At 60.4% G+C, this 12,245-nt stretch carries 14 protein-coding genes and 1 riboswitch; of the genes, 6 read left to right on the plus strand and 8 right to left on the minus strand.

Annotation, left to right across the window (positions count from 1 at the left end):
- Window positions 1–178 precede the first annotated feature (178 nt).
- A complete protein-coding gene (locus M0H32_RS21460; protein ID WP_248157499.1) occupies window positions 179–496 on the plus strand; it encodes a hypothetical protein in 318 nt (105 codons plus the stop codon).
- A gap of 114 nt (window positions 497–610) precedes the next feature.
- Complete coding sequence (locus M0H32_RS21465; RefSeq protein ID WP_248157500.1) at window positions 611–937, plus strand: hypothetical protein; 327 nt, start codon at window positions 611–613, stop codon at window positions 935–937.
- A gap of 207 nt (window positions 938–1,144) precedes the next feature.
- Here M0H32_RS21465 and M0H32_RS21470 read toward each other — a convergent pair whose 3' ends face one another.
- Window positions 1,145–2,644, minus strand: coding sequence for a CoA-acylating methylmalonate-semialdehyde dehydrogenase (locus M0H32_RS21470; RefSeq protein ID WP_248157502.1), 1,500 nt, complete (start codon window positions 2,642–2,644; stop codon window positions 1,145–1,147).
- Between the two features lie 326 nt (window positions 2,645–2,970).
- Here M0H32_RS21470 and M0H32_RS21475 point away from each other — a divergent pair, with 326 nt between their 5' ends.
- Entirely contained in the window at window positions 2,971–3,852 is an 882-nt protein-coding gene (locus tag M0H32_RS21475; RefSeq protein ID WP_248157504.1) for a LysR family transcriptional regulator, read from the plus strand.
- Window positions 3,853–4,138: 286 nt separating this feature from the next.
- Here the strand turns inward: M0H32_RS21475 and M0H32_RS21480 are convergent, their stop codons facing one another.
- The 5 genes from M0H32_RS21480 to M0H32_RS21500 all read right to left on the minus strand — a co-directional run bounded on the left by M0H32_RS21480 (window position 4,139) and on the right by M0H32_RS21500 (window position 7,468).
- Window positions 4,139–4,750, minus strand: coding sequence for a thiamine phosphate synthase (locus M0H32_RS21480; protein ID WP_248157506.1), 612 nt, complete (start codon window positions 4,748–4,750; stop codon window positions 4,139–4,141).
- Window positions 4,747–5,520 (minus strand): thiazole synthase, encoded by a 774-nt coding sequence (locus tag M0H32_RS21485; protein WP_248157507.1) that lies wholly within the window; start codon window positions 5,518–5,520, stop codon window positions 4,747–4,749. The genes M0H32_RS21480 and M0H32_RS21485 overlap by 4 nt, the downstream gene beginning before the upstream one ends.
- 3 nt (window positions 5,521–5,523) lie before the next feature.
- Window positions 5,524–5,721 carry a sulfur carrier protein ThiS gene (gene thiS, locus M0H32_RS21490; RefSeq protein WP_248157508.1) on the minus strand — a complete coding sequence of 66 codons (198 nt, stop codon included), beginning with the start codon at window positions 5,719–5,721 and terminating at the stop codon, window positions 5,524–5,526.
- Window positions 5,705–6,694: a glycine oxidase ThiO gene (thiO, locus tag M0H32_RS21495; protein ID WP_248157509.1), complete on the minus strand. Its 990-nt coding sequence runs from the start codon at window positions 6,692–6,694 to the stop codon at window positions 5,705–5,707. The genes thiS and thiO overlap by 17 nt, the downstream gene beginning before the upstream one ends.
- Window positions 6,695–6,787: 93 nt before the next feature.
- A riboswitch (TPP riboswitch) is annotated at window positions 6,788–6,909 on the minus strand.
- A gap of 28 nt (window positions 6,910–6,937) precedes the next feature.
- Complete coding sequence (locus M0H32_RS21500) at window positions 6,938–7,468, minus strand: P-loop NTPase family protein (protein WP_248157510.1); 531 nt, start codon at window positions 7,466–7,468, stop codon at window positions 6,938–6,940.
- 148 nt (window positions 7,469–7,616) lie between these two features.
- Here M0H32_RS21500 and M0H32_RS21505 point away from each other — a divergent pair, with 148 nt between their 5' ends.
- Window positions 7,617–8,552 (plus strand): pirin family protein, encoded by a 936-nt coding sequence (locus M0H32_RS21505; RefSeq protein ID WP_248157512.1) that lies wholly within the window; start codon window positions 7,617–7,619, stop codon window positions 8,550–8,552.
- Here M0H32_RS21505 and M0H32_RS21510 read toward each other — a convergent pair.
- Window positions 8,521–9,474 (minus strand): DUF6030 family protein, encoded by a 954-nt coding sequence (locus M0H32_RS21510; RefSeq protein WP_248157514.1) that lies wholly within the window; start codon window positions 9,472–9,474, stop codon window positions 8,521–8,523. The genes M0H32_RS21505 and M0H32_RS21510 overlap by 32 nt on opposite strands.
- A gap of 156 nt (window positions 9,475–9,630) precedes the next feature.
- Between M0H32_RS21510 and M0H32_RS21515 the strand changes: the two genes are divergently transcribed.
- Window positions 9,631–10,338, plus strand: coding sequence for a class II aldolase/adducin family protein (locus M0H32_RS21515; protein WP_248157516.1), 708 nt, complete (start codon window positions 9,631–9,633; stop codon window positions 10,336–10,338).
- A 1-nt stretch (window position 10,339) separates the two neighbouring features.
- Window positions 10,340–11,233, plus strand: a complete 894-nt coding sequence (locus tag M0H32_RS21520) for an ROK family protein (RefSeq protein WP_248157518.1) — start codon at window positions 10,340–10,342, stop codon at window positions 11,231–11,233.
- Here the strand turns inward: M0H32_RS21520 and M0H32_RS21525 are convergent.
- Complete coding sequence (locus M0H32_RS21525; RefSeq protein WP_248157520.1) at window positions 11,185–12,129, minus strand: class I SAM-dependent methyltransferase; 945 nt, start codon at window positions 12,127–12,129, stop codon at window positions 11,185–11,187. The genes M0H32_RS21520 and M0H32_RS21525 overlap by 49 nt on opposite strands.
- Between the last annotated feature and the right edge of the window lie 116 nt (window positions 12,130–12,245).

A 12,245-nucleotide genomic window follows, 5' to 3' on the forward strand; every position in this document is an offset into this window, starting at 1 on the left:
CGGCGTATTGCCACGTTTGCGGCATTTGTCGTCAGGCGGCCAGCTTCCAACGAAAGCGCGCATATTTCCAGCTGAAGGAAAATCCATGTTTGGAAAACTCTCCTGACAGAAGGCTGTCAGGATGGCTGTGGCATGTAGGTGCCAGGGAATTCCCCCTTTCAAAAACATGGAGATAACAATGTCAGCCCCGTGCCTCGAACTGGTCATTTTCAAGGTCAAGGACGCAGAGAAAGCCCGGATTGCCCGACGTACCGCCCAGGACACGGTCAAAACTTATGAGGGGTTCCTGTCCTGGACAGCCTATGAATCGGACGAAGATACCAATCTCTTTGCCGATGTCGTTCTGTGGAAGGACCTGAAGACGGCGAAGGCAGCCGCGGAGAAAGTGATGAAGGATCCTGGCTTTGCAGCTGTCATGGCCGAAATCGACGGGCTGGTGACCATGTCTCACTATCATGCCGACCGCATGGTGACGGCGGACGCTGCGGCCGCCTGACCCGGAACGGGTTCCGCGGCAATGGCCTGCGGAGCCCCTCTCTTGCCTTTGAAGGCGAAATGACGGCCAATGACCGGATCAGGTTTCAATCGTGGCACCTGTCCGGAGACTGTCATGAGCGAAAGAAGAACCGGCTTCGGCTACGTTATTGCGGCCCGCATGCTCGCAACCTTCATTGCGGCAATCGGGATCACGATGGCAATGTTTTTGATCCTGATGGGCGCCTACGGTCAGGCGGTTCTCGGCCTGTTGATTTTCCTGTTCGGCGCAGCCTGCGGTTATTTGCTGGTCAGGGACTTTGCAGACGGCAAGGTTCTCCTACCGCACGGCTATCTCGAAAGATCCCGGCACGAAGCAGCCTTCTGGATCTTCTTCTGCGTTTATTGCCTTTTGCTCCCCCTGCTGCTGGCCGGCACAGCCGGCTATCTGATGGGGTTCTAACTCCCAGAGCTCTTCTTCGGGCTGTCCAAAACGCCTCTTTCGAGACTCGCGATAACGGCCTGGATCACGGCGTCGGCGCGGTCCGGCGTGCATTTTGCCCAAAGGCGCGCAATGACATAGGGATCCCGGAACATCTGCGTGGCCTTCCAGACAAAAAAGGCGCTCCCAACCAAATTCGGGAGCGCCTTTAGGGTCAGCCTGGGAGGCTTATTTCATCGTCGGAATGACGAACTCGGCGCCGTCCTTCAGGCCGGACGGCCAGCGCGATGTGACGGTCTTGGTGCGGGTATAGAACTTGAACCCGTCCGGACCATGCTGGTTGAGATCGCCGAAGCCGGATTTCTTCCAACCACCGAAGGTGTGATAGGCGAGCGGCACCGGGATCGGCACGTTGATGCCGACCATGCCGATGTTGATGCGGGACGCGAAATCACGGGCGGTGTCGCCGTCACGGGTGAAGATCGCCGTGCCGTTGCCGTATTCGTGGCTGAGCGGCAGGTCGAGAGCTTCCTCGTAATTCTCGGCACGGACAACGGAGAGCACCGGACCGAAGATTTCGGTCTTGTAGATTTCCATTTCCTTGGTGACGTTGTCGAACAGGCAGCCGCCCATGAAGAAGCCGTTTTCATAGCCCTGCATGGAGAAGTTTCGGCCGTCGACGACCAGCTTTGCTCCTTCCTTGATACCCTGATCGACCAGACCCTTGACGCGGGCCAGGGCTTCCTTGGTGACGAGCGGGCCGAAATCGACATCGTTGCCTGCGGTGTACGGACCGATCTTCAGGGCTTCGACCTTCGGCGCCAGCTTCGCGATCAGTGCGTCTGCGGTGCTTTCGCCAACCGGGACAGCGACGGAAACAGCCATGCAACGTTCGCCGGCTGCACCATAACCGGCACCGATCAGGGCATCAGCAGCCTGATCCATGTCGGCATCCGGCATGATGATCATGTGGTTCTTGGCGCCGCCGAAGCACTGGGCGCGCTTGCCCGAAGCGGTCGCCCGGGAATAGACATACTGTGCGATCGGGGTGGAACCAACAAAGCCGACCGCCTGGATGGTTTCGTCGTCCAGGATCGCATCGACCGCGCTCTTGTCGCCGTTGACGACGTTCAGAACGCCCGCCGGCAGACCGGCTTCAATCATCAGCTCGGCCAGCATGATCGGCACGGACGGATCGCGCTCGGACGGCTTCAGGATGAAGGCGTTGCCGCAGGTGATGGCCGGGCAGAATTTCCACATCGGGATCATGGCCGGGAAATTGAAGGGCGTGATGCCGGCAACGACACCCAGCGGCTGGCGCATAGAATACATGTCGATGCCCGGGCCGGCGCCTTCGGTGAATTCACCTTTGAGCAGGTGCGGCGCACCGATGCAGAACTCGGCGACTTCCAGGCCGCGGATGACGTCGCCCTTGGCGTCCGGGAAGGTCTTGCCGTGTTCGCGGGAGAGCGCCTCAGCGAGCTTGTCCATGTCGCGGTTGAGCAGATCGACGAATTTCATCATCACGCGAGCGCGGCGCTGCGGGTTGGTGGCGGCCCAGGCCGGCTGCGCGGCGGCTGCGTTGGCGATGGCCGCGTCCATTTCAGCCTGGCTGGCCAGAGCGACCTGCGCCTGCACTTCGCCGGTGGCCGGATTGAACACATCCGCATAACGGCCGGACGTGCCTTCGACACGCTTGCCGCCAATGAAATGACCGATCTTTTCCATGTCGCGTTTCTCCCAAATGTCTGACGCGCCGGCGCAGAATTTCTCACCGGGTCTGAGGACTGTTTTGACTTTATTTTTTGTTATAAACAAGATCCGTTTTTCCGGATCTATTGTGCGTTTTTTATAGTTATGGCAAATTCTCGAAGCAGTTCCGCCTCGCTGTCGAAACGATAGAACCAAAGACCTCTCCTTGTCATCCCGGCCGCAGTGAAGCGGAGTGCCGGGACCCAGTACGCCGTAGCCTTCGACGATAGCAACTGGCGTTTCGGGATACTGGGTCCCCGCCTTCGCGGGGATGACAAGGAAAGGTTTGGGAATGTGGCACGATGAACTGGGACGACATCCGCATTTTTCTGTCGATCGCGCGCACTGGCCAGATCCTGGCGGCGGCGCGGCGGCTGGGCCTCAATCACGCCACCGTCGCCCGGCGCCTGACCGCGCTGGAAGACAGCGTCGGCACAAGGTTGTTCGACCGGTCCACCTCCGGCTGCCTTCTGACCGAGGCCGGCAGCCGTTTCTTCGACCGGGCCGAACGGATCGAGGCCGAGGCCGTGGCGGCGGAAGCCGATCTCGGCGGCGACACGCCGGACATTTCCGGCACGGTTCGTATCGGCGCGCCGGATGGTTTCGGCGTTGCCTATCTCGCACCCAGGCTCGGCAAGCTGACCGAAAAACATCCCGGCCTGACGGTACAGTTGGTCCCGGTTCCGCGATCCTTTTCGCTCTCCCGGCGCGAGGCCGACATCGCGGTGACCATCGACCGTCCGGAAACCGGCCGTCTGGTCGCCGGCAAACTGGTCGATTACCGTCTCGGCCTTTATGCCTCCAAAGATTACCTGCAAAGGCGCGGTACACCGTCCACGCCGGCCGATCTAAGCGCGCACGACCTGATCGGATACGTGGAAGATCTGCTCTACTCCCCGTCCCTCAATTACGGCACGGAAATCGCCAAGGACTGGACTGCCCGGTTCGAGATCGCCTCCGCGCTCGGCCAGACGGAAGCTGTGCGAAGCGGTGCCGGCATCGGCATCCTGCACGATTTCATCGCCCGCGATGACGGCAATCTGGTGCCTGTACTTCCGGAGATCAAGCTGGAGCGCGCCTATTGGATGGTGACCCACGAAAGCTCCCGCCCCTTGCGCCATGTCGCCGCCGCACAGGAATTCCTGCGCGATCAGGTCGCCCGCGACAGAGCGATGTTTGGGTAAACGATTGAAACAAGATTTACGAATTCAGCGGCCTAACAACATTCAATATTTCCGCTTCATCATGTACGCCCCAACGCAAAGCACAACAAAAACCGAAAGATATTTATTCCAAGGCTCCGAAAAAAATAAGTAAATCGCAAAAATTAGACCTATTACAATCACTCCAGAGAAGACATGCTTTGCGAACTTCTCAAACATCTCTTTGTCTGATCGCATAATTTAACACTCCTGAAGACTCTCGACACCTATACTCAGGCAATAAACTGAAATCGTCCACCCGACGTGTTTAAGAATTCCTCCACGTCTCCGTCGCCGCGATCCATTCCCGGGTCTGCGCTTCCGGATCTGCGTTGAGGGTGATGTCGGTGACGACCGCGGCAACATCGGCGCCGTTTTCGAAGACGCCCGGCAGACGCTCCGGGTTGAGACCACCGATGGCGACGAGCGGCAGATCGCCGACCTGAGCCTTCCACCTGGCGATCTTCTCGACGCCCTGAGGCGCCCACTTCATCTTCTTCAGGATGGTCGGATAGACCGGGCCCAGCGCCACGTAGTCCGGATCTACGGAAAGCGCCGTGTCCAGCTCTTCGCCGTCATGGGTGGAAACGCCCAGCTTCAGACCGGCGCTTCGAATGGCACCGACATCGGCCTCGGCCAGATCTTCCTGGCCGAGATGGACAAAGTCGCAGCCCTCGTCGATGGCGAGTTGCCAATAGTCGTTGACGATCAGCTGGCAGCCATGGTCGGCGCAGATGATTTTGGAGGCAGCGATTTCCCGGCGCAGCACATCCTCGGGCTGGTCCTTGATGCGCAGTTGCACCAGCTTCACGCCGAGCGGCACCAGCCGGCGGATCCAGTCGGCACTGTCGACTATGAGGTAAAAGGGATCGAGCTTCATTCAAACACCGCCATTCCAATAACCGGGGTTGAGGGCACCGCCATGTCGCGCGGCTCCAGGGGAATTGCTTCAAAGGCCAGCCGCCCAGCCTCGACCGCGCCGGCAAAGGCCTTGGCCATGGCCACCGGATCGCCAGCCTTGGCAACGGCCGTATTCAACAGCACCGCGTCAAAGCCGAACTCGAGCACCTGCACCGCATGGGAGGGACGACCGAGACCGGCATCCACGACGAGCGGAGTGTCCGGGAAATGCGCCCGGTAGCTTTTGAGCGCGTCCGGATTGGCCGGCCCCCTCGCCGATCCGATCGGGGCGCACCAGGGCATCAGCACCTCGCACCCCGCCTCAAGCAGTTTCTCGCCAACGACAGCATCCTCGGTCGTATAGGGAAACACCTTGAAACCGTCGTCGCTCAATATGCGCGCGGCCTCGACAAGACCGAAGACATCGGGCTGCAGACTGTCGTGATGGCCGATCACTTCCAGCTTGATCCAGTCGGTGCCGAAGAGGTCGCGCGCCATTTTTGCCGTCATGACCGCTTCCCTGACCGAATGACAACCGGCGGTGTTGGGCAGCACCCGCAGTCCGAGCTCCCGGATCATCTCCCAGAATTGACCTCCCGTTCCACCTCCCGCGGTTTCGCGCCTGAGTGAAACCGTCAGGATCTGCGTGCCGGAGGCCTTCACGGCCTCACCGAGCACCTTGGGTGACGGATATTGCGCCGTGCCGAGCAGAAGACGCGAGGACACGGTTTCCCCGTAGAGGGTCAACATGGCTCAACCTCCCTGCATGGGCGACAGGATCTCGATCCGGTCTCCCGACTGAAGCTGGCAGGCCGAACGGTCTTCAGCCGTCACGAGATCACCGTTCCGGGCCGTCGCCAGGAAGTCATGGTCGTAAGCCAGTTCTTCCAGCAGCAGCGCCAGGGTTGCGCTCGTCACCTCCTGGGACTCGCCGTTAATGATGAGCTTCATGAGCCCTCTCCTGAGCTTGTGTAAGAATGAGGTCGGTGGCTTGCCCGGCATAATGAGGGGCCAGAAGAAAGCCGTGCCGGTAAAAGCCATTCACGGAAACGGTAATTCCTTTGCGCCGAACCCGCGGCAGGTTGTCCGCATAGGCCGGGCGCAGCCCTGCGCCGGTTTCAATGATCCTGGCTTCCGCAAATCCCGGATGGAGACTGTAAGCCGCGTTGAGCAGCTCCATGGTCGAGCGCACGGTGACGGGGCCGTTGTCGGCGCTTTCGATCATGGTCGCACCGACCATGAAGTGATGCTTGTCCCTCGGCACCACATAGACCGGAATGCGGGGATGCAGAAAGCGAACCGGTCGGGACAGCGTGACCTCCGGAGCGTGAAGCAACAGCATTTCGCCGCGCACCGGCCTCAGATCCGGTTCTCTTGCGGCCATGCCGGTGCAGTCGGCGATCACATCCGCATGGTCCCGGGATTGGGTGCCGTCGCACAGATACCGGACACCTGTAGCGACCAGCTTTTCGAGCAGTCCCGTCAGCGCGGTACGCGGATCGAGATGCGCCTCGCCCTCGAAGAACAATGCTTTGGCAAAGCGTCCAGCAAGATCCGGCTCGAGGACGGTAATCTCTTCTCGCGCCACTCGCCGATAGCCACTCGTGCGGGCTGCGAACCGGTCAATTTCCTTTGCATCCCTTGGTGAGGCGACCACCAGGGTGCCCTTGCGCTTGACCAAACCGGGCAGCGCCCTTTCCCACCAGTCGATGGCGCCACGGCCATGGAGCAGGACTTCCTCCTCGGCATTTTCCCGCTCGCACCAGGGTGCCAGCATGCCGCCTGCCAGCCAGGACGCGCTACCGGTAAGATCGCGGCCCGCTTCGACCAGGGTCACCTTGGCCCCGCGCTCCACGAGTTGATACGCGAGCGCAAGCCCGGCGACGCCAGCTCCCCTTATTTCGACATGCGGTGTCTGCGCCAACAAGGACCTCCGGCAAGCCTTGGAAAAGCTTGCTGCCAGGGCGGTCAGTGCGGAAGAAAGAGCTGATTGGGGCGGGTTCCGTTTGGATCCAAGCACTCCCGATAGGCACCCTCCCTTCGCCAGCATGACCTGGATCAGGTTCGTCGGGTCCCTGCGCTTGCGCGGGCGCGCCAGCAGTATCTCAGCCCCTTGTCGGGACACCCCGGGTGGAAGTTTCCTTGTGCCGCCGTGAAGGCACTCCTGTCAAGAGAGCGATGTCTTACCCAGCTCTGCCAGGAACGCTCTAACCTCGGCTAGACTTGTCAGCCGGTGTGCGGTGAGATGGGCGGGCGGCGCCTGATAGACCGCATCGAGCTTGGCCCGCGCGGAATGACGCGTCCGCCAGATGAACCGGAGAAACTCGGCGGTCTGCCAGTTAAAGCGTTCCGGGCAGCCTTCGGGCAGATCCGGGCGGCTACGTCCGTAGTAACGCACGGACCTCTTGAGGACGCGGGCGATGCGCAGTCCCACCGGCACATCAAGCCAGATGAACGTATCCGCACGCGCGATCCGTTCGGCGTAAGTGCTGGAATGGCCACCTTCAAAGATCCAACGGTCCTGGATATGGACTTCATGGGTCAGCCGGTCTTTTTCGGCCCTGGGGCGTTCAACCCAGCCCGGCCGGTAGTGGATCTTGTCCATGTGAAAGACGGGCAGACCGGTTGTCTCGCCCAGCGCGGTCGCGAGCATGCTTTTGCCCGAGCCGGGACCGCCGACGATCATGACGCGTTTCATGGCACACCTTGGAGAAGGAAGGGAGGGCTCGCGGTTATACACGTTCCGGTTCAGAAGAAAAGCCGGAAACAGACTGTTCAATGGACACTTTCGCATCTGCAGCCCTATCTAGTCGAAGCAGACACGACATCATGCCAAGGAGAGGACCATGAGCTGGCTGAACTGCCCCGATCCCGTAGCAGGCAACGCGGCGAGTTGCGATCCGATCGACACGATTGTTGTTCCCCGAACTTCGGATCTCGGCGGCTTTTCCGTACGCCGTGCCCTGCCCTCCGCCAAGCGGCGCATGATCGGGCCTTTCATCTTTTTCGATCAGATGGGCCCTGCGGAACTCCTTGTCGGCGGCGGCATCGATGTGCGCCCGCATCCGCATATCGGACTGGCCACCGTCACCTATCTCTTTGAGGGAGAGATGTATCACCGCGACAGTCTCGGCACCGAGATCGCAATCGCCCCGGGCGCACTCAACTGGATGAGCGCTGGCAAGGGCATCGTACATTCGGAACGGGAGCGGCCTGAACGGCTCCAGCAAAAGCGGCCGCTGTTCGGCCTGCAAAGCTGGGTCGCCCTGCCGAAGCATCTGGAAGAAGGCGATCCAAGCTTTCAGCATTTCGGCACCGAGGAGCAGCCGGAATTCACCGACAAGGGTGCGTCCGTCAAACTCATTGCCGGTGAGCTCTATGGGCACAACGCACCCGTCAAAACCGCTTCGGAGATGTTCTATGCGGATATCACCCTGGAACCGGGCGCCAAGATCCCGCTTGATGCCGGGTGGGAAGAGCGCGGTCTTTACACAGTCGCCGGCCAGATCACTATCGCGGGCCAGAGCTTCGATCCGGCGCAGCTGCTGGTGTTTAAGCCGGGTGACCATCTGGTGATCGAAAACACCACACCCGTCCCTGCACGCTTTGTCGTGCTGGGCGGCGAACCGATGGATGGGCGCCGCTACATCTGGTGGAATTTCGTGTCTTCGTCGAAAGAACGGATCGAACAGGCCAAGGAAGATTGGCGACAGGGCCGCTTCGACACCGTTCCGGGCGACGCGGAAGAATTCATTCCTTTGCCGGACCGTTCCGGTCCCTGACACTCCAGCCGCTTTCCAGAGGCGGTGCCTGCTCAAACCTGTCGGCGGGCCGGATCAGGTCCGGCTCGCCGAAATTCATGATGATATTCATCCGCTGGCTGGCAAGCGGATCGCCCGTCAATTTCGGATCCTCGGGAGCGACCGACAATTGCACGCCGCGATGAGTTGTCTCCAGGCGTTTGAACTGGGCAACCGCCTCGCGAAAGGCATCGGGCACGGTCCAGCCGTAGCGGCCCGCCAAAGCGTCGATCACCAGCCAGACCGCATCCAGGCCAATCTGCTTCTGGCGCGGATCCTCGACAACCAGCTTGAGACGCAAATAGTCGATCTTGTCTTCAGAGGCGCCGCGCAGCAAAAAAAACAGGGTCGTCGATCCGAAGTCGACACTCGGTGTCGTCAGCTCGACCAGATCGGAAGCACATTGCCACCGGTTTTTCTTGAAAGGGGCTTTGCGCCAGCCCGGGTTGGACAAGCCGATCGCCCGCAGCTCGTCGCACAGCGCATCCGGCTTTCCCAGAAAACTGCGTTTGAGCTCGGCAGCCAGTTCCGGCGTTGGTGCAAGCAGAACGTCGCGCGCGCCCTCCTGCAGTGCGACCAGAGGGTCCGCCAACCCGGTGCCCTGCCCGGCTCCCTCCGAGCGGCCGTCCGGCCAGAAGCGCATGCCAGGTCCGCCAACCGCGATACCGGCCGCCAGCAGAGCGAGCGTGCCCCAAAGGTAATAGGACGTGACAAAGGACGCGTGACCGCGCTTCCCGGAGTTGGTTCGTTTCCCGGGAGCCGGCTCAATATCGGGGTCCGCCCATCGCGGCCCGCTCTGATGCTGCGTGGAGCGCCTGGACACCGGCTTGCCGTCCTTGCGGCCGGCCTCTCCCGTCCCTCCGGATTTGAACAGTTGCCTGAACCTGTCTGCTGGTCCTGCCATGGTGTCCTAAACTGGCGTCCCGCGCGGCCGGATGGCCGGGCTTTCGGGATTTATCGATACAAAGTCTTGAAAACGCAACCGGATACCTGTCATCTATGCCCCGCTTCCACCGCGCCTGCAGAATTCCGGTTCGAAAGATCGAAAGACCAGTCCAAGATGTCCTCGTTCGAAGATGATACCCCCGACCTGCGCCGAGAGATCATCGAAACGGCCCGCGCGCTGCCCCGGCTCGGCCTGACCAAGGGCACATCCGGCAATGTCAGTGCACGCACCAAATCCGGTTTTTTGGTGACGCCGTCAGGTACGCCCTATGAAGTGCTCACGGAAGACATGATTGTGGCGCTCGATATGGAGGGCTGTTACCGGGGGGAGATCCTGCCCTCGTCGGAGTGGCGGATGCATCTGGATTTCTATCTGGCGAAGCCGGATTGCGGCGCGGTGGTCCATTGCCACAGCCCGCGCGCAACGGCGCTCTCCTGCCATCGTCGCGGCATTCCGGCGTTCCATTACATGGTCGCGCTGGCTGGCGGAGACCGGATCGACTGCGCGGACTATGCCAGTTTTGGAACCCGTGCGCTGTCAGAAGCAATGATCGCGGCTCTTGGAGAAAGGAATGCCTGCCTTCTCGCCAATCACGGTCAGATTGCCGGTGGTCCAACTCTCAAAAAGGCTCTTGCGGTGGCGGAAGGTGTGGAGGATCTGGCGGATCAGTATTTGTCAGCCCTCGCGCTTGGCGAACCGGTCATTCTCGACAGTGCGGAAATGACCGAAATTCTCAAGAAATTCAAAAGCTACGGCAAGCAAACCGACGAGCTTGACGAGGGTCAGGCCGCCGCCTTCGAATTGCCGAAACGGGTGGACTGACATGCGACTTGGAATTGACTGGGGCGGAACAAAGATCGAGGTCATAGCCCTGTCCGATACGGGCGAGGAACTGTTCCGGCAAAGGTGCGACACCCCAAAGGGAGATTACGAAGGCTGTCTGGAGGCGGTCCGTCAGCTGGTTGAGGCGGCTGAGCAGGCAACAGGCGCAACCGGCACCGTAGGCTTTGGCATTCCCGGCTCGCTGTCCCCCAAAACGGGGCTCGTCAAGAACGCGAATTCCACCTGGATGAACGGCAAGCCGCTGGACAAGGATCTTCAGCGTGTGCTGAACCGGCCGGTGCGCATCCAGAACGACGCCAATTGCCTGGCTGTCTCTGAAGCAACCGACGGGGCCGGTGCCGGGGCGCATGTGGTCCATGCCATCATCATCGGAACCGGTAGCGGCTCAGGCATTGCCATAGACGGCAAGGCTCACCTTGGCGCCAACGGCATCGGCGGCGAATGGGGCGGCATCACGGTGCCCTGGCTGAAGCCGGAGGAATATCCCGGACCCGATAGCTGGATCGGTCACAAGGGTGTCATCGATCAATGGTGCTCAGGCACCGGATTTCAGGCCGACTATCAGGAAAGGACCGGCACGTTCTTGAAGGGACCCGACATCATGGCACTTAAACGCGCTGGCGACGAGACCGCAACCGCCGTTTATGAGGGCTATGTCAGCCGCCTCGGACGGTCGCTGGCCATGTCCGCCAACCTGCTCGACCCGGATGTTTTTGTGCTCGGCGGTGGCATGTCGAATATCGACGAATTGTATGATGACCTGCCCGGCGCCATGGCGCCTTACATCTTTTCAGACACGTTCGAGACGCCGATCCGGAAGGCCGTTCACGGAGACAGTTCGGGTGTGCGTGGCGCGGCCTGGTTGTGGGGCTGAGGCTGCCAGAACTTCAGGGACCTTAGAAAGCTTCTCCAGCCCGGGCGGAGTTCCCGCGCTATCGCGGCCCGTGTCTTTTCGGCGCCGCGCCTGTAGTGCTGCTGCGCAGCCTCGATGTCCGGAGTACCTCCGACGCGAAACAGGAAAGAATCCTTGTTGTTCTGCTTGACCAGCCTGCATCCGAGCGACGCCATCATGCCGATCAGCGCGTCTTCGGTGAAATAGTATTTGTGCGAGATGTGGAAATGCCGAAGCCATTGGCGCGCCCGCTGTCGATCAATGATCGGCGTTGCCACCAGAAGCAGGCCGTCCTTGGTGCAGCACCGATCGATGATGTCGCGCATCTGGTGGACCGGATCGATCATGTGCTCGATCACATGAGAAACGATCACCAGGTCGTAGCGGGCTGAAGGATCGTGCGGTTTGATACCGTTTTCAAAGGCGTATTGGCTGTACCTGGTTTCGACCTCGTAGAGCGACAGGTCCTTGCTGGCCTTGAGAAAATCGGCTGTCTTGCCACCCGCGCCGCCGCCATAATCCAGGACTGTCTCGAACTCGCCCAGGATATCGTCAAAGAACGGCACAATCGACAAGGCTTGCTGTTCGCGGAACAGCTGCTCGGGCGAACGGTCGGTACGCTTCACGTTGCCATAGACATTGCGGTAATAGAAATCGGCCGTTTCCGCTGTGAGATAAGGATTGGCCCGCAAAGTGCCACATGTTTCACAGGCAACAATCGGCTGGAAGTTCCGGTGCCGCGATGTCGTCGAAACCACGGTCGCTTGATTGCCGCCGCAGACACAGGTTGTGTACTCGACCGCGTGGTTTTCGATACCTGGGAATTCGTCGAATTCTTCCCTGTATTTGTAATGGGACTTGTTGATATCGAAAAGCATGCGCTGGCTCTGCTGCAGTGAAGGATGCCCCGCTGGTATCTGACTGCCAAAGCTCCTGTCAACCAATTCCCAGCCACTCTGGCGCAGTGCCGCTCTTTGTCCGTGCGAAACTGCGC

The sequence above is a fragment of the Roseibium sediminicola genome (assembly GCF_023156505.1).
Lineage (GTDB): Bacteria > Pseudomonadota > Alphaproteobacteria > Rhizobiales > Stappiaceae > Roseibium > Roseibium sediminicola.